This is a genomic window from Citrobacter amalonaticus (genome assembly GCF_002918555.1).
Taxonomy (GTDB): Bacteria; Pseudomonadota; Gammaproteobacteria; order Enterobacterales; family Enterobacteriaceae; genus Citrobacter_C; species Citrobacter_C amalonaticus_A.
In genome coordinates this window covers 842842-860809 of record NZ_PQMB01000001.1, presented here as the reverse complement: position 1 = coordinate 860809, position 17968 = coordinate 842842, and the positions used below count along the sequence as shown (strand labels likewise).

Annotated in this window: 15 protein-coding genes and 1 pseudogene; 7 read left to right on the top strand and 9 right to left on the bottom strand. The window is 53.0% G+C overall.

Going from position 1 to position 17968, the window contains the following annotated elements; all coding sequences use genetic code 11:
* The first annotated feature begins 13 nt into the window (after positions 1-13).
* The 3 genes and pseudogenes from ypdF (at position 14) to ptsP (ending at position 4644) form a co-directional block, all read left to right on the top strand.
* On the top strand, positions 14-1096 hold the full coding sequence (gene ypdF, locus C3432_RS04285; protein WP_103775422.1) for an aminopeptidase: 1083 nt from the start codon (positions 14-16) through the stop codon (positions 1094-1096).
* Positions 1096-2136, top strand: a complete 1041-nt coding sequence (ypdE, locus tag C3432_RS04280; protein ID WP_103775421.1) for an aminopeptidase — start codon at positions 1096-1098, stop codon at positions 2134-2136. Before ypdF ends, ypdE begins: the two co-directional genes overlap by 1 nt.
* A 22-nt stretch (positions 2137-2158) precedes the next feature.
* A pseudogene (gene ptsP / locus C3432_RS04275) lies at positions 2159-4644 on the top strand (phosphoenolpyruvate--protein phosphotransferase).
* 170 nt (positions 4645-4814) lie between these two features.
* Here ptsP and C3432_RS04270 read toward each other — a convergent pair.
* The 4 genes from C3432_RS04270 to C3432_RS04255 form a co-directional block, all read right to left on the bottom strand.
* Positions 4815-6164, bottom strand: a complete 1350-nt coding sequence (locus C3432_RS04270) for a GntP family permease (RefSeq protein ID WP_103775420.1) — start codon at positions 6162-6164, stop codon at positions 4815-4817.
* 104 nt (positions 6165-6268) lie between these two features.
* Complete coding sequence (gene yjhG, locus C3432_RS04265) at positions 6269-8236, bottom strand: xylonate dehydratase YjhG (RefSeq protein ID WP_103775419.1); 1968 nt, start codon at positions 8234-8236, stop codon at positions 6269-6271.
* Positions 8237-8246: 10 nt separating this feature from the next.
* On the bottom strand, positions 8247-9152 hold the full coding sequence (locus C3432_RS04260) for a dihydrodipicolinate synthase family protein (RefSeq protein WP_146050909.1): 906 nt from the start codon (positions 9150-9152) through the stop codon (positions 8247-8249).
* A 4-nt stretch (positions 9153-9156) separates the two neighbouring features.
* Positions 9157-9945 (bottom strand): IclR family transcriptional regulator, encoded by a 789-nt coding sequence (locus C3432_RS04255; protein WP_103775417.1) that lies wholly within the window; start codon positions 9943-9945, stop codon positions 9157-9159.
* A gap of 511 nt (positions 9946-10456) precedes the next feature.
* On the opposite strand from C3432_RS04255, the gene C3432_RS04250 reads away from it, so the two are divergent.
* Complete coding sequence (locus C3432_RS04250; RefSeq protein WP_103775416.1) at positions 10457-10702, top strand: YmjA family protein; 246 nt, start codon at positions 10457-10459, stop codon at positions 10700-10702.
* Positions 10703-10787: 85 nt separating this feature from the next.
* Here C3432_RS04250 and C3432_RS04245 read toward each other — a convergent pair whose 3' ends face one another.
* Positions 10788-11369 (bottom strand): nuclear transport factor 2 family protein, encoded by a 582-nt coding sequence (locus C3432_RS04245; RefSeq protein WP_103775415.1) that lies wholly within the window; start codon positions 11367-11369, stop codon positions 10788-10790.
* A 107-nt stretch (positions 11370-11476) separates the two neighbouring features.
* Here C3432_RS04245 and C3432_RS04240 point away from each other — a divergent pair, with 107 nt between their 5' ends.
* The gene (locus tag C3432_RS04240; protein WP_103775414.1) at positions 11477-12358 is read left to right on the top strand and encodes a LysR substrate-binding domain-containing protein; all 882 of its coding nucleotides are present in this window, start codon (positions 11477-11479) and stop codon (positions 12356-12358) included.
* A 122-nt stretch (positions 12359-12480) separates the two neighbouring features.
* Entirely contained in the window at positions 12481-13020 is a 540-nt protein-coding gene (locus tag C3432_RS04235; RefSeq protein WP_103775413.1) for a DUF2058 domain-containing protein, read from the top strand.
* A 7-nt stretch (positions 13021-13027) separates the two neighbouring features.
* On the opposite strand, the gene C3432_RS04230 is transcribed toward C3432_RS04235, so the two are convergent.
* The gene (locus C3432_RS04230) at positions 13028-13726 is read right to left on the bottom strand and encodes an RluA family pseudouridine synthase (RefSeq protein ID WP_103775412.1); all 699 of its coding nucleotides are present in this window, start codon (positions 13724-13726) and stop codon (positions 13028-13030) included.
* 297 nt (positions 13727-14023) lie between these two features.
* Between C3432_RS04230 and C3432_RS04225 the strand changes: the two genes are divergently transcribed.
* Positions 14024-14506 carry a cold-shock protein gene (locus C3432_RS04225; protein ID WP_103775411.1) on the top strand — a complete coding sequence of 161 codons (483 nt, stop codon included), beginning with the start codon at positions 14024-14026 and terminating at the stop codon, positions 14504-14506.
* 85 nt (positions 14507-14591) lie between these two features.
* Here C3432_RS04225 and C3432_RS04220 read toward each other — a convergent pair whose 3' ends face one another.
* The 3 genes from C3432_RS04220 to ypdA are packed head-to-tail and all read right to left on the bottom strand — an operon-like array spanning position 14592 to position 17910.
* Positions 14592-15449, bottom strand: a complete 858-nt coding sequence (locus tag C3432_RS04220; protein WP_103775410.1) for an AraC family transcriptional regulator — start codon at positions 15447-15449, stop codon at positions 14592-14594.
* Between the two features lie 14 nt (positions 15450-15463).
* Positions 15464-16198, bottom strand: a complete 735-nt coding sequence (locus C3432_RS04215) for a LytR/AlgR family response regulator transcription factor (RefSeq protein WP_103775409.1) — start codon at positions 16196-16198, stop codon at positions 15464-15466.
* A 14-nt stretch (positions 16199-16212) separates the two neighbouring features.
* Positions 16213-17910, bottom strand: coding sequence for a two-component system sensor histidine kinase YpdA (ypdA, locus tag C3432_RS04210; RefSeq protein ID WP_103775408.1), 1698 nt, complete (start codon positions 17908-17910; stop codon positions 16213-16215).
* Between the last annotated feature and the right edge of the window lie 58 nt (positions 17911-17968).

The following is a 17968-nucleotide window of genomic DNA, read 5'->3' as shown; positions in this document are numbered from 1 at the left end:
AAGGACTGGCAACATGACATTACTGGTATCGCTGCGCCAGTGGCTGGCGCGGCAACGGCTGGATGCGGTGCTGATATCATCAAGGCAGAACAAGCTGCCGCATCTGGGGATTTCCAGTGGATCCGGGTATGTGCTGATCGGTCGTGACAGCGCGCATATTCTGGTGGACCCGCGCTATTACGCTGACGTTCAGGCCCGCGCTGACGGCTATCAACTGCACCTGCTGGACGGGAAGCAGACGCTGGCGGTCATCGTCAATCAGATTATCAGCGATGAAAATCTGCATACGATCGGTTTTGAAGGCGCACAGGTGAGCTGGGATACCGCACGTCGCTGGCAGGGGGAACTAAACGCGGCGCTGTCCGGCGTATCGCTGGATGCGCTCCGGCAAATCAAAACGGCGGAAGAGATCGCCCGCATTCGGGAAGCCTGTCGGATTGCCGATCTGAGTGCGGAACATATTCGCCGCTTTATCAAACCGGGGATGTCTGAGAACGCCATCGCCGCCGAGCTGGAATGGTTTATGCGCACGCTCGGCGCGGAAAAAGCCTCTTTTGACACGATTGTCGCCAGCGGCAGGCGCGGGGCGCTGCCGCACGGCAAAGCCAGCGACAAAATCGTGGCGGCAGGTGAGCTTATTACTCTGGACTTCGGTGCGCAGTATCAGGGGTATTGTTCAGATATGACGCGCACTTTCCTCGTCTCTGGCGCAGGGATGCCAGAGACAAACGCGCTGTTTGCGGTTTATCAGATTGTCCTGCAGGCGCAGCTTGCCGCCATTGCGGCGATTCGCCCGGGCGTGCGTTGTCTGGAGGTGGATGCCGCCGCGCGCAAGGTGATCGGTGATGCGGGCTATGGCGATAATTTTGGTCATAACACCGGTCATGCCATTGGTATCGACGTCCATGAAGACCCACGGTTTTCACCAACGGACGCGACGCTGCTCGCGCCAGGTATGCTGCTGACCGTTGAACCCGGGATCTATTTGCCAGGCCAGGGCGGCGTGCGCATTGAAGATGTGGTGCTGGTGACGTCGCAGGGGGCTGAAGTGCTCTATAGCATGCCGAAAACATTGTTACAGACGGGAGAGGCGTAATGGATTTATCACTGCTGAAAGCCCTGAGCGAGGCTGACGCGATCGCCTCCTCAGAACAGGAGGTTCGTCAAATCTTACTGGAGGAAGCGGATCGCCTGCACAAAGAGGTGCGTTTCGACGGTCTGGGATCGGTGCTGATCCGCCTGAATGAATCGGATGGGCCTAAAGTGATGATCTGCGCGCATATGGATGAAGTGGGTTTTATTGTGCGCAGTATTTCTGCTGAAGGGGCGATCGATGTGCTCCCGGTGGGCAACGTGCGGATGGCCGCCCGTCAGCTCCAGCCAGTACGCATTACCACGCGGGAAGAGAGCAAAATTCCCGGCCTGCTCGACGGCGAACGCCACGGCAATGAGGTTAATGCGCTACGGGTAGACATTGGCGCCCGCTCTTACGATGAGGTCATTCAGGCGGGGATCCGTCCTGGCGATCGCGTGACCTTTGATACGGTGTTTCAGGTTTTGCCGCATCAGCGGGTGATGGGTAAAGCCTTTGACGACAGGCTTGGCTGCTATCTGCTGGTGGCGCTGCTGCGTGAATGGCACGCCGCTGAACTGCCTGCGGAGATCTGGCTGGTGGCTAGCTCCAGCGAAGAGGTGGGACTACGCGGCGGGCAAACGGCGGCCCGGACGGTCGCCCCGGAAGTGGCCATTGTGCTGGATACCGCCTGCTGGGCGAAAAACTTTGACTATGGCACCGCAAACCACCGGCAGCCCGGCAAAGGCCCGATGCTGGTGCTCAGCGACAAATCACTTATCGCCCCGCCAAAACTGACCGCCTGGATTGAAGGCGTCGCCGCAGGGGAAGGCATCCCGTTGCAGCTCGATATGTTCAGCAACGGCGGCACTGACGGTGGGGCGGTACATCTGAGCGGAACGGGGATCCCAACCGTGGTGATCGGCCCGGCTACCCGTCACGGGCATTGCGCCGCCTCCATTGCTGATTGCCGCGATATTACGCAAACCCAGGCACTGTTGTCTGCGCTTATTACACGTCTTACGCGCGAGACCGTCGCTCATCTGACGGATTTCAGGTGCTGATCTCGCGCTAACAGGAGTTGTTATGTTAACGATTCAATTTCTTTGCCCGTTGCCGAATGGGCTGCATGCGCGCCCCGCCTGGGAGCTTAAAGAGCAGTGCAGCCAGTGGCAAAGTGAAATCACGTTCATCAACCATCGGCAAAATACACGGGCAGATGCGAAAAGTTCGCTGGCGCTGATTGGCACCAGCACGCTGTTCAACGACAGCTGTAGCCTGAACATTAGCGGCAGCGATGAAGAGCAGGCCAGACGCACGCTGGAGGATTATCTCCAGCACCGCTTCATTGATAGCGACAGCGTCCAGCCAACGGCGGCAGAACTGGCGGCGCATCCGCTGCCGCGTTCCCTGATTCGACTCAACCCGGATCTGCTGTATGGCAATGTTCTGGCCGGCGGCGTGGGGACTGGAGTGATTACCCTGTGGCAAAACGATAGCCTGGAAAGCTACCGCGCAATTCCGCCCGGCGCTGAAGATAACACCCGGCTGGAGCACAGTCTGGGGACGCTGGCTGAGCAGCTTAACCAGCAGCTGCGTGAACGGCATGGCGAGAGTAAAACCATCCTCAGCGCGCATCTCTCGCTGATTCAGGACGATGAATTTGCCGGGAATATTCGTCGGTTGATGGCCGGGCAGCAGAAAGGGCTTGGCGACGCCATCATCACTAACATGGAGCAGGTGTGCGACAAGCTTCTGGCTTCTGCAAGTGATTATCTGCGCGAGCGGGTGAGCGATATTCGTGATATCAGCGAGCAGCTGTTGCATATCACCTGGCCAGAACGACGTCCGCGCAACATCCTGGTGCTTAAGCAACCGACTATTCTGGTTGCGGAAGATCTCACACCAAGCCAGTTTTTGAGTCTCGATTTACAGTACCTTTCGGGCATGATTCTGGAGAAGACCGGACGCACCTCCCACACCCTGATCCTGGCGCGGGCGTCAGCCATTCCGGTTCTGAGTGGGTTACCGCTGGAGGCGCTCAGCCGTTATGTTGGTCAGCCAGCGGTACTGGATGCTCAGTGCGGGGTGTTGGCCATCAATCCCAATGCCGCGGTGAGCGGCTATTATGCTATTGCGCAAAAGCTGGCGGATAAACGTCAGCAGCAGCAGGCGCGTGATGCCGCGAAGCTCGCCCTGACCAAAGAGGGCCGGCGTATTGATATCGCGGCCAATATCGGCACCGCCCTGGAGGCTCCAGGGGCATTCGCGAACGGCGCTGAGGGCGTTGGGTTGTTCCGCACTGAAATGCTGTTTATGGACAGGGACAGCGCGCCTGATGAACAGGAGCTTATCAGCAGGTATTACTGGCGGCGGAAGAGAAGCCGGTCATCTTTCGCACAATGGATATCGGTGGTGATAAAAATATCCGCTATCTCAATATTCCCCAGGAAGAAAATCCGTTTCTCGGCTATCGCGCGGTGCGGATCTATCCGGAGTTTGCCGGACTCTTTCGCAGCCAACTGCGCGCTATTCTGCGCGCTGCCACCTTTGGTAACGCGCAGCTGATGATCCCGATGGTGCACAGTCTTGATCAGATTTTATGGGTGAAAAGCGAGCTGAAAAACGCGAGCGCGGAGCTGAAAGCGGAAGGCTTACGGCACGCGGCTGCCATTCCGTTGGGGATTATGGTTGAAGTACCTTCGGTCTGTTACATCATCGACCATTTCTGTGATGAAGTGGATTTCTTCAGCATTGGCTCGAACGATATGACGCAGTATCTCTACGCCGTTGATCGTAATAACCCACGGGTTTCTCCGCTGTATAACCCGATTACGCCGTCGTTCCTGCGGATGTTGCAGCAGATCGTCCGCGTGGCGCACGACCGCGGTAAATGGGTGGGCATTTGCGGTGAGCTGGGTGGCGAGAGTCGTTATCTGCCTCTGCTCCTGGGATTAGGACTGGATGAGCTGAGTATGAGCAGCCCGCGTATTCCGGCCGTCAAAAGCCAGCTTCGGCAACTGGACAGTCAGGCCTGTCAGGCGCTGGCGCTTCAGGCTTGCGAATGCCGCAGCGCTCAGGAGATTGAAGCGTTGTTGAACCAGTTTGCGCCGGAAAAAGATGTCCGTCCGCTGCTGGCGCTGGAAAATATCTTCGTGGGGGAATCGCTTGCCAACAAAGAGCAGGTCATTCAGTTCCTTTGCGGCAATCTCGGCGTGAATGGACGAACCGATCGCCCGTTTGAGCTGGAGGAAGATATCTGGCAACGCGAGGAGATCGTTACCACCGGTGTCGGGTTCGGCGTGGCGATCCCCCATACTAAATCGCAGTGGATAGGGCACTCCAGCATCAGTATTGCCCGTCTTGCGAAGCCCGTTGACTGGCAGTCGGAGATGGGGGAGGTTGAGCTGGTGATTATGCTGACGCTGGGCGCGGATGAGGGGATCAATCATGTGAAAGTCTTTTCGCAGCTGGCGCGTAAGCTGGTGAATAAAAACTTCCGTCAGTCGCTGTTTGCCGCGCAGGATGCCGAAAGCATTCTGGCGCTACTGGAGACGGAGCTGACGTTTTGACCGCCTGATTGCTCTGGTTTGCTGGGCCTGCGCCGTCGAAATAATACTGCCAGCCTGGTTTAGCAAACTTCGCACACCAATACGCAAAGCTGGCACTCTTTCGCGAGCAATTTTTGCGATCCACTGAGGAACCAGTGAACCGGCTGCACGGTTCACTGGAGAGGGTGCGATTATAGAATGATGCTGGCAAGCAGAATAAATATCAGGCCGCATATGGATAACAGCGTTGACATCAGCGTCCAGGACAGCAGCGTTTCTTTGGTTGTCAGGCCGAAGAAGTCTTTAATCATCCAGAAGCTGGCGTCATTGACGTGGGAGCAGATACAGGAACCCGCGCCAGTTGCCAGCGTAATCAATGCCAGATTGGTGTGGGGATGTACTGCCAGCAGTGGGATGACCAGCCCCGCAGTGGAGATCGCCGCAACCGTGGCGGAACCCAGACAAATTCGCAGGAAAGCGGCAACGCCCCAGGCCATCAGAAGCGGATTGATATCCATACCCGAGACCAGGGTGGAAATGTACTGACCGACGCCGGAATCGATTAGCACCTGCTTGAACGCGCCGCCGCCGCCGATAATCAGCAACAGCCCGGCAATACCGGCAATCGCTTTTCCACAGGAGTCCATTAGCTCAGGGATAGTTTTCCCGCGCCCCAGACCCATGGTATAAATCGCGAACAACAGTGAAATCAGCATGGCTATTGTCGAGTTGCCTAAGAACAGCAACACATTGTAAAACATGCCTGAATCCGCGGCGTTTTTGGTATGGGTCATCTGTATAATTGTGACCAGCGCCATCAGGATCACCGGTAACATCGCAGTGAGGAAACTGATGCCGAAGCTGGGCATTTCGTTTTCGCTGAACCGTCTGGTCGCACCAAGGGAGGCAATATTCCCCTCTTTTTTAAAGGCATCAGGAATAATACGCTGGCAGAATTTATTCAGTACGGGGCCGCAAAGAATAAAGGTAGGAATACCGACAATGATGCCGTATATCAATACCAGTCCTACATCAGCGCCATATTCCCTGGCGATAACCGTCGGGCCAGGATGTGGGGGTAAAAAGCCGTGCGCAACCAGTAAACCAGAGAGCATGGGCACGCACATATACATCGGTGATATTTTCGCTTCACGGGCGATGGCAAATAAAATGGGGACCAGAAGAATTAAGCCGACTTCGAAAAAAAGTGCGATCCCCACAATAAACGCTGAGCAGACCACCGCCCAGTCAAGTTTCTTTTCACCGAAATAATTCAGCATGGTCAGAGCTATTCGCTGCGCCCCACCCGCGTCGGACAGCAGGCGTCCAAGCATTACGCCGAAGCCGAATATCAAACCAATATGGCCCAGCGTACCGCCAAGGCCGGATTCGACCGAGGCGACAACGTTATTTAACGGCATTCCACTGGCGATGGCGACAGCAATCGAGACAATAATTAAAGAAACAAACGTATTGAGCTTAATTTTTATGGTTAAAAGCAGGAGTAAAGCAATCCCTGCCACAACGATAATTAGTGGCATAACGTCCTCTCATAATAGGGTAGTGAGCCGTCATAATCCGACTGCGTATATTATGAATGCGTGGTCGGATTATTCAGTTGTCATAATGTTGTTATTTTTAACTTTCAGTTCTTATTAATATAATCACGCAGGGCAGCACCAATTTTATTCACGTCATAGATACAGCCAGTCCATGTTCCACCGCTGATGGCCTGGAGCATCGCCCATAGCCGGGTATCATCTGGCAGTTCCGGGTCGGGAAGTAAATCCTGATGGCTGGGTCTGGCGTTTAATATGGCGGTAGCCTCCTCCCGCGAGGGTAATATCTCATCGTTACGGGTTCCGAGAAAATTGATCTCGCCCTGAAGCTCGCGACAGTCAATTTTAATTTCAATAAGATCTCCGGTTCGCAATTTGCCGATCGGCCCCCCCGCCAGCGCTTCTGGCCCGACATGACCGATACAGGCCCCGGTGGACACACCCGAGAAACGCGCATCGGTGATCAGCGAAACATGTTTACCGTATGACAGATGTTTGAGGGCGCTGGTGACCTGATAGGTCTCCTCCATTCCGGTGCCGGAGGGGCCGGCGCCGATAATGACCAGGATGTCACCCGCTTTGATCTTGTCATGTTTGATATCGTAAATCGCGCTTTTCTCAGACAGATAAACTTTTGCCACACCTTTGTGATAGTAGATGCCCTGCTCATCAATCACCGAGGAATCGATGGCGGTGGATTTGATCACCGATCCTTCCGGAGCAATATTGCCCACCGGGAAGGTGATCGTTGAGGTCAGGCCGCGCTCGTGCGCCCGCTGCGGCGACATGATCACCTCGTCGGCGTCGATCTGCTCCTGTTCAAGAAGCCGCTGTTTGAACCGCAGCCGACGTTCGGAGTGCTCCCACCAGTCAAGGTTCTCCTTCAGCGTGCTGCCGGTAACGGTCATAACGTCCTCATGCAGCAAACCCAGGCTGCGCAGATGTAGCATGACCTCCGGGACGCCTCCCGCCATAAAGGCATTTACTGTCGGATGATAAACCGGGCCGTTGGGCAGAACGCTTACCAGCCGGGGCACCCGCTTATTGATGCGGATCCAGTCGTCAACGGTCGGGATATGGCAGCCGGCCTGATGGGCAATCGCCGGGATATGCAGCAGAAGATTTGTCGAACCGCCAAACGCTGCGTGGACCATCATCGCATTCTCAATGGCTTTATCGGTGAGTATTTCCCGGGTAGTGATGCCTTTTTTGCACAGGTTCAGCGCCGCGCGCGCGGAGGCTCTGGCGATCTCTTGCCACACCGGCTCGCCGGAAGGGGCCAGCGCAGAGTGCGGGATCGCCAACCCCAGCCCTTCGGCCACCACCTGCGATGTTCCGGCGGTGCCCAGAAACTGACAGCCTCCGCCGGAGGAGGCACAGGCCTTGCAACCCGCACGACGTGCGTCCTGTAGCGACAACTCGCCGTTGGCAAAGCGTGCCCCGATGGTCTGTACCTTGCCGTTATCTTCCCCACCTCTGGCGGGCAGCGTCGCGCCGCCAGGGATCAGCACCGTCGATTTGTCATGCTGTGCGGCGAGAGCCATCATGGTGGCGGGGAGTCCCTTGTCACAACTCGCCACGCCAATCACCGCTTTCGCACCGGGCAGAGAGCGAATCAGACGGCGCATCACCATCGACGCGTCGTTACGGTACGGTAGCGAATCAAACATGCCGGTAGTGCCCTGAGTGCGCCCGTCGCAGGGATCGGAGACGTATACGGCATAGGGCAGAGCGCGGTGCGCTTTGATCACCTCTGCCGCCGCTTTCATCTGGATATCCAGCTCGTAGTGCCCCTGGTGCAGCGCCAGCGCAATCGGCTTACCGTCAGCACCGCGTAAACCGCCCAGCGTGCTGAGCAGTAAAATGCCGTCCCGATCCAGCTCGTCCGGCGTCCAGCCCATCCCCGCATTCATGGTCATACCGAACAGATCCCCGCTCGGGCGGTTGATCAGCATCTCCGCCGTTAACGGCAGTTCGCCCTCAGGACCATCGGCATGTGTTCTGACAGTGTAGATATCGTGACTCTCGTCGGTAAAAATATCGCGAACAGACATGATTTTCTCCTCAGACCGGTAAAATGCCCTGTGCGACCAGCAGCGCATGGACTTTATCTTTGGCTTCTTGTGATGCTTCAAGGATCGGGGGCAGGCAACAGGTTTCCACCGGCAACCCCACACACTGCATGCTGTACTTGATCAGTGAAACAAACGGCGTTTCCAGGGCGTAAATCGATGGCAGTTGCAGCAGTTTCTTATTCAGGGCGGCGGCGGTTGCCAGATCGCCCTCGCGACAGGCGCGGTAGATGCCGACGGACAGCTCCGGAGCAAAGTTAGCGCTGGCCGATATCGCGCCGTCGCCGCCCAGCAGCAAGGTATTCAGTAAGTGATCGTCATAACCGCAGAATACGGAGAACGACGGACGTACCGACTTCACTGTGTTGATCATGGTGCGCAGGTGGCTGACGCTGTCGATGGTGTCTTTGATGCCGACGATATTCTCATTTTGCAGGGCCAGACGTTTCACGATCTCCGGGGTTAAGTCCTGGCCCGTCAGATCCGGAAAGTTATACAGGATCACCGGCAGTGTGACGCTACGCGCGATTTGCTGGTAATAGTCGTCAAGATTTCGTGGGGCAATCTTCCAGTAGTAGGGATTGATGGCGACAACGGCATCAGCGCCGCAGGCTTCTGCATGTCGCGCCAGTGTGACCGCTTCGTCGGTAGAAGGGGAACCGACGCCAATCAATACCGGAACCCGCCCGCCGACGACGGCCACAGCCTCTTCAGTGAACGCCATTCGCTGGGCGGTATTCATCTGGCTGAATTCACCACCGGTTCCCAGATAAAACAGTCCGTCGACGCCTTTATTAATCAGGAAGTCGGCAACCTGGCGCATCGCTGTTTTATCAATGGTTCCGTCACGATGAAACGTGCTGGAGACGGGTGGAATAATGCCACTGAATTTTTTCATTCCTTCATTTTCCTTTTCGTAAACACTCATTTTCGTTTCTGTATCCCAGCCCATATGATATTTGCTCAGCACATTTACGGAGCAGTTCCAGATAACCGTCGATCTTTTTTCCTGAATAAACCACCGGATCGCCCGAAAGCGAAATCGCATAGTTAACCCGGTTATACATATTGAATACCGGCATACTTAAACATACCGCACCATAGGTTGATTCTTCGTTGTCTATGGCCCAACCTCGAAGCCGCGTTTTTTGTAACTCCTCCAGAAACAAATTTTTATCTGTAAATGTGTTGCTGGTGTGCGACGTCAGCGTTAGCGCGTCTAAAAAATAATCCAGCTCTTCCCGCGTTTTCCATGCTAATAACGCTTTGCCCAACGCGGTAATATGTAATTCAAGTTTTTTACCAATCCAGCTTTTTTTCGTCGGCACTGAGTTCGGACTTTCAATCTTGTCGAGATAGATAGCTGAGTAGCTCTCCATCGCCCCTAAATGGCATACCAGACCGCTTTTCAGCGACAGCTCTTGCATGGGACGCTTCGTCACTTCAAAGATATTCTGGCGATGTAGCGCCTGGCAGCCCAGCTCATAGTTTTTTATTCCAAGCGCATAGTGGCCGTTTTTATTTTTAATTAAGAAACCACACTCCACCATCACATTTAATAAATTAAGCAGGCTGCTCTTGGGATACTGTAATTCTTTTAATAGTTCCATATAACTCGCCACACCTACCCATGCGATATGAGTTAATATTTTTTCGGCACGCACTAATGAATTGCACCCTTTGCGAACCATAATGGATCCCTCTTGCTATTGAAATTAATGGTATCGGTAATAAGAAGTGAAAAATATGCCTTGTTCAACATGCTGAACCGTATTGAAGTGTTTAAATGTGATCCCATACGCAGTTTGAATAGCTGAATTATCGTACCTGCGTTCATAGCGCAATGAGGTTACCGGAAAACGTTGAATCACTGACCTGACAAATAATGTTAGCCAGTCTGTCATGACCGTTTGATTGATGAGTAAAACGGAAGGCGTGGCTATTATCGCCCGTGCAATTAATCTGCTGAGGGCATGATGCTGAGTTGAGGCATTCCGGCTTGATTCTTCACCGAACCGTTTAACGCAGACGGTTGCTGGTTAAGCCTTTCATCCGCGTTGTTATCGTGAATTTGATTACAGTGCTGCGAGGCGAATCAGAGCGCCTGCTCGCGGGATGGGTGACAAAAATGAGGTAAGGATAGTATCCTCAAGCCCGAACGATACTGAGTGACTAAGACAGGCATAAACCAGGAGATTGCTTATGAATAATGACGTACCGCTGAAATATTATGACATCGTGGATGAGTATTCGACGGAAACTGCAGAATCTGTAAAGGATTCTGAGCGCGATCCCCTGGCTCGCTATTTTCAGTTACTGATAACCCGCCTGATGAATAATGAGGAAATCAGTGAGGATGCGCAGAAAGAGATGGCCAGTGAAGCCGGTATTGAGGCGCAACGAATCGATGAGATTGCGGAGTTCCTGAACCAATGGGGTAATGAGTAGTGCTTCTGGACGGGCATAACAAGGCCGGTGAATGTTGGCTTTTCACCGGCGGTACAGGGTAATCAGGTGCCAAAGGATTTATAAATCAGGCTGATAGCCAGAGCTGACCATCGGCTTTCATTTTTGTCTCCAGCTCACTACCTCGGGTCGCAAATACGCGTGCGAGTGGAAATCCGCTCTGCTCCAGTAAGTAAGCCAGCGCAGCATATTCCCGTGGGTATTTGATGACCACGCTCTTGTCGATCTCAACTGGACCTGACGGGAACGTAAATGTGCCGATGTCGTAAACACTCTGCCGACGAAACAGCTTCCATGCGCCCTCTCTCTTTTCTGCCAGATCATAAAAGCGGTTGTGGCATTCACAGCCAATATTCAGTTTTACGTTCTCAGCGATAATTATTGCGTTAGTTTCAAGAATTGCTTTATTCCCGTCGGCATTGAACGTTACAGCAGGAGACGCGATAAGGTGCTTTGTACGTAAATCCGATGCCCCCATACGCTTTGAACCATCGACAAAATCGCTGCCCAATCCCTCAAACCACGTAATTTCAATTGTGCCATCGGGATGGAACAGCTCGCGTAATTGCTCCCATTCACCGAGATCCCGGTGCATCCAGCCATTGACCAGGTCATTGAGTTGTTGGCGATCGTTCAGTTGATTGTGCATTGAGTTAGCTCCGGTTGTTCAATTGAATTCAGTTTGGCGGATAAAATGGATAAGATAAAATATATGGATGTTATTAATTAATCATTTTTTATGATTGCTGGAGGGATATGGAATTACGACACCTGCGTTACTTTTTGGCTGTCGCCCAGGAGGGCCACTTTGGTCGCGCCGCCGAAAGGCTTAACATCGTTCAACCCGCGCTGAGTATGCAAATTAAGGCGCTTGAGGCTGAACTCGGAGGCGCGCTTTTTATCCGTACCAGTCGCCGGGTTGAGCTTACCGAGGCCGGGTTATTAATGCAGATTGAAGCAAAGCGGATACTTGAGCAGGCTGAACACGCCAGGCGTACTGCGGAACGTTCTCTTCGCGGAGAAACGGGTCGGCTACGCGTGGGATTTGCCGGGAATGCCATCTTTAGTGGGAAGTTGATATCTGACCTGCGCCTTTTTCATAAGAACTTTCCAGATGTAGAACTGACTATCCGGGAAGTTGGCCCACAGGAACAAGTCGATGCCATTCTTACAGGACTTCTGGATGTGGGTTATACCCCGGCGCACAGTAATATTGCGGTACCCGACATTGCCGTCAGAAGCATTGGTGACTGGGAAATCCTCGTTGCACTTCCTGAGGATCACTCCCTCGTTAAGCATTCCTGTTTAACGATCGAAATGCTTGCCGGGCAACCTCTTGTTCTCTATGAAGCCCATGACACGCATGAGCATCTGTTTGTGCTGCTTACGCAGAGGCTTGGGACGAATTGTCATATTGCTTATCGTTCAGGAAGCACGCTGAGCACTCTGGCTATCGCTGCAACCGGATTGGGGCTGGCATTGATCCCCGCGCCTTTGCAACAGGTACATATTCCAGGCCTGGTTTATCGCCGTCTGAATGAACCTGATTTAACCGCTAATCTTGTCCTTATAAGCCGCAGTCAGGAGCCTGGTGAAACAGTAAAAGCGTATCTCGGGTTAGTCACTCAGCTTGTTTAAATTGTGTTAGCGTCTCACTTATCCAGGTCACCTGGCGGGGATTTGTTGCGTCACCGCCTGCCTGAAAATCGAATAATTTCGTGTATAATTCTCCAAATTTTTCAGCGAGTGTAGATACGACAATGACAAAACTTACCTTGCAAGAGCAGATGCTAAAAGCGGGATTAGTGAGCAGCAAAAAAATGGCCAAAGTCCAGAGAACGGCTAAAAAATCACGCGTTCAGGCTCGTGAGGCAAGAGAAGCGGTTGAAGAAAATAAAAAAGCGCAGCTCGAGCGCGATAAGCAGCTCAGCGAGCAGCAAAAACAAGCCGCATTAGCCAAAGAATACAAAGCCCAGGTGAAGCAACTTATTGAAATGAACAGGATTACCGTTTCAAGAGGCGATATTGATTTTAACTTTACCGATAATAACGTGATTAAAAAGGTCGCCGTCGATAAGGCGACTCAGACTCAGCTGATCAGCGGCCGTCTTGCTATTGCGCGTTTGGTGGCTGACGGCAGTGGTGAGAGTGAATATGCGATTATCCCTGCGATCGTGGCCGATAAAATTGCGCAGCGAGATGCAAACAGTATCGTTTTAAATAGTGCGCTAAGCCAGGAAGAGGCAGATGAGGACGATCCGTATGCCGATTTCAAAGTCCCCGACGATCTGATGTGGTAAACCGCTTTCAGAACGCAGGGGCATGACGGGCTTTAATTAACTCTTTGCTGATGGGATGTACAAACTGCAACTCACTGGCGTGAAGCATCAGCCGTGGCGTTTGCTCAGTGCCTGGCAGCAGGCGACCACCATACAGGTCACAGCCCAAAATAGGGTGTCCTGACAGCTGACAGTGAATGCGTAGCTGATGAGTGCGTCCGGTCTCCGGGGTGAGCTGTACTCGCGTCAGCGGCAATAAGGTTCCGTCTTCCAGGGCGTGATAAAAGCGTTCCACGACCAGATACCGGGAGCGGGCGGGTTTACCGTGGATTGAGCAGATCGACATCAGCGGGAACCGCGCCGGGTCTTTGGCAATTGCCGCGTCTATCACCCCTTCGTTGTCGGCCAGGTGTCCGCAAAGCAGCGCGCTGTAGACTTTGGTGACGGTGCGCTGGCTGAACTGGTGGCAGAGCGCGGCATTAATCGCCTTATTACGCGCAATGACCATGAGGCCGGAAGTGCCGAAATCAAGACGGTGGACCAGAGTACAGCCGGGGAATCGCTGGACCAGCCGATGATGCACCGAATCGAGATTTTGCGCATTTTTCCCTGAGAGGCTGAGCAGTCCGCTGGGTTTATTGATAAGCACCAGGTGATCATCCTGCCAGAGAATCTCTATCTGCTCATGGCAGGGCGGGGCAATAAAAGTATCGACAATCGGAGACATCAGGCTGTCCGGATGGATAAGGGGAACGGATAATAACCAATTTTCCCACGACTGGCGAATCGGGGGGCTCTCCCTCGCTCGCATAGCCGAAATTTATCATCCAGACTTAAGCCAAAGGCATAGTCTGCGCAGGCGTTGTGCTTTACACTGCGCGCTGCAAAAACTGAGTATACTCGTCATACTTCAGGTTGCTGGTGCGTTGGCTTTGTTACCCGGCCCATCCCTGGGCATCGCCCCTGCGGGGGTGCCTTCCTGCAACTCGAATTATTTAGAGTATAAACAATTAATCAGGTGGTAATGGCGATGAACGGAACGATCACAACATGGTTTAAAGATAAAGGTTTTGGATTTATCAAAGATGAAAACGGCGATAACCGTTATTTTCATGTGATTAAGGTTGCCAATCCTGAGCTGATTAAGAAAGACGCGGCGGTGACTTTTGAGCCTACGACCAATAATAAAGGTTTGTCAGCCTATGCCGTGAAGGTTATTCCGGAAAGCAAATACATCTATATCGCGGGCGAGCGTCTGAAGCTGACGTCGATTAAGTCTTATCTGGTTTATCACGAAGAAGTGCCTGCCGATACCCGTATCGATAAAGAGAATGCGGTGCTGTCTGTGGGGGTACTGATGAGCAGCATCAGGCCGAAATCAGAGGCTAAGCCAGGTGAAATGCGCTCGCTAAAAAAACTGGCGATCACCACGTTTCAGGGATCGACGTTGATCTTTTCTGAAGATGAGATAGACGTGGATGCTACGGTGAAATTGCTCAAGGTTTAAGGCTGAATCCGTGCCGAAATTCTGCGTCATTCATCGGCAGAACTTCGGCGTCATGGAGTAACTCCGGCGCGTCGGCATCCGGTCATTATCCCTGGAAACGCGCGCTATACTCCCCCGGTGTCAGACCAAACTGACGGCGAAACAGGCGACAAAAATAGTCGCTGTCCTGATATCCACAGCGTTCCGCTATTTCTCCGATCGACAGGTGATATTTCTGTAAAATCATTCGGGCTTTCGCCATACGTACCCAGCGGACATATTCCACAAAACTCATTGTGCTGTGCCGGGCAAATAGGCGGGATAGATGGTTTGGCGTGATATTAAAAAAATGCGCCACGCTGTCACGGGTTAACGGCTGGGCGTAATTGTCCTGGATCCAGTTGCACATACTCTGGTAAAGGAATTCTGAACGTGGAAGCGGTGAATCCGGGCGCGTACTCACCACGTTCCGGCACAGATTCAACAGGCTGAGCACCAGCGGCTGAATGACGTCCTGCTGCTGCGGCGAGCGGCTCAAATGGGTGAGCGCCGTGAGCATGGCTTCGCCTTCGCCGCGCTGCAGGTGTGGCAGCTCGATACGTCTGATCGGACGCAGCAGGGACGTGGTGCGGTTATCATAAAACGACACCCCCAGCCAGGCGGGAGCAAAGACCAGACCCAGCAACATGACCGGTTTATCGCTGACTGGCAGGTTGGCGGCGCGGGCTGGAATAAATAACATCTCGCCTTCGCTGAGGTGATGCTGACGTTTTTCCAGTTGATTGCCGTATTCGCCGCGCAGCACAATGTCCAGGCGGGGAAAATCAAGGCATAAGCTGCCGCCGGGTAAGCTGGTGGGCTGGGTGGCAAACCAGACGTGGCCGAGACGCTGGGGGTTTAATACCAGGCCGCTGAACAGATCGGCAAAAAATTGTTGGTCTGCTGGTAAGCCTGGCTCTTTCATTACTCTTTCCCGCGCTATAAATGCATTAACTGCCTGAACTCTTTCACCTTACTCCGGCTGACTGGAATTTCAAACTCCCGGTCTTTGAGCCGCAGAATGTAGGTGTTATTAAACCAGGGTTCAATCTCCCGGATTTTATTCAGATTCACGCAGAATGACCGGTGGCAGCGAAAGAAATGCGCAGCCGGAAGTTTGCTGCAAAATTCGGTGAGATTCATCGGCATCACGTACGACTCACGTTTGGTATAGACAAACGTCATTTTTTCGTGTGCTTCGGCATAGTAGATTTCGTTGATCGGCGTGACGATGATCCGCTCGTCTTTGATCAGGTTGATTGTATCATTCTCCCGCATGACGGATCCGGCTGGCGTCGTCCCTGCCTGCTGCTGTTGCCAGGCTGTCTCCAGCTTTTGCAGCATTCCGACAATGCGTGATTCCTGGTACGGCTTGAGAATGTAATCAAAGGCTTCCAGCTCGAAGGCCTCTACCGCGTGCTCCTTCCATGCGGTAATAAAGACAATAAACGGCTTATGGGCGAACTGGCTGATGTTTTGTGCCAGCAGTACGCCATCCAGAGAAGGAATATTGATGTCCAGAAAAAGGGCATCAACGCGGTTATGCTGTAAAAATTTCAGCACGTCCAGACCGTCGTCAAACGTGCCGACAATCTCCATCTGGCTGTGTTCTTTAATCAGCCAGCTCAGTTCCTGCTGGGCCAGGAATTCATCTTCAACGATGATGACTTTCACAAATCAACTCCGGGTTAAAGCAATAACGTGGCCGGAACGGCATCCGCAGAGCGCTGGTTTGGCACAGAGAACGCAATCTCTGTACCAGGTTCCAGGCGACGAATATGCAGCCCTTCTCCATATAAAAGCTTAACGCGATGGTGCACGTTCAGCAGGCCGATTTTATTACCGGGCATTTCGTTCGCCTCCACGCGTTCAATGACTTTTGGGTCGATACCGTGGCCGGTATCCCTGACGGCAATGCGTACCCGGTTACCGCATTCGGCAACGCTGATGGTAACCACGCCTTTCCCTTTGCAGGGCTGAATACCGTGAACAATCGCGTTCTCCACCAGCGGTTGGATTAGCAGGCTCGGAATATAACAACTCACTTCTTCATCAATATCATAAATAACGGTCAGTTTATCGCCGAAGCGGGCCTGCTCAATGGCGATGTAGTCCTTGATTTGATACAGCTCTTTTTTGATATCGATCTGCTCATCATCTTTTAATTCAATGTTATAGCGCAGGTATCGCGACAAATTAAAAATGAGCTGCCGCGCGGTGTCCGGATTCAGGCGAATCGACGATGAGATCGCGTTCAGCGCATTAAACAGGAAATGGGGATTTATTTTACTTTGCAGCGCCCGCAGCTCTGCCTTATTTGCCATCTCCCGCAGCTGCTCGGCGCGGGAAACCTCCAGCTGTGTAGAGATAATTTGCGACAGGCCTATTGCCATCTCCTGCAATGAGGAGGTGATCTGATGCGCATGGCAGTAGTAGATTTTTAGCGTGCCGGTTACCACGCCTTTTTCCCATAACGGAATCACCAGCATCGAGTGGATCTCTGGTGTACGGTGCGCTTCATCATTGTTTTTAATAATGATTTTCCCGTAATTTATCGCCTGCCGGGTCGTCGGGCTAATGAAATCATCGTTATTGCGATAATTAATTTCCCCCACGCCAACATAGGCCAGCACGTGCCGGGTGTTGGTGATAGCAACCGCATCGGCGTGGATATCATGACGGATGATGTCGCACACCTGACGTAACGATTCGCTATCCACATGGCGAAAGAGCGGCAGCGTTTTGTTGGCAATATCCAGCGCCAGCTTGGCCTGTTTCGCGGCGCTGGCCTCTTTTTCCCCTTCAACGCTTTGTACCAGCATGACGATAAAGCCAATACAGACGCTGCCCAGTATCATCGGGATACCTATTTTCGAGACAATATCCAGCCCCAGGTCGATGGTGGGCGCCCAGACGATGACCAGTATCATGGTCAGCGTTTCGCACAGCATTCCACCTAAGATCCCCACTCGCCAGTGCTGCGCTTTTGGGATTTTACGGTTGATTAAGCCAGAGATACAGCCTGCCAGAATGCTGGTAATAAAGCAGGGGACGGCGGTAACACCACCAATATCAATAAGATAGCGATGAACGCCAGCAATAACGCCGGTGATGATCCCCACCCACGGGCCAAACAGAATGCCACCCGACATAACGGCAATAATACGGACGTTAACCAGCGAGCCTTCAACAGGTACGCCTGACCAGGTGCTGAACAGGGCGAACATCGAGAAAACGGCGGTCACTGCGAGCAGCTCTTTGGGAGAGTGTGCTGACTTGTGCAACAGTTCGCGAAACAGGCGGATGCGGATGAGGAAAAACAGACAGAACAGCATTAGCGCTGCCCGGTCAAATACCGCCAGCAGCATATTGAATATTTCGTGCACGGATGACTCTGCGACAGGGATAAAACACTATGATAAGTAACCTGAACCCGGATCGCCA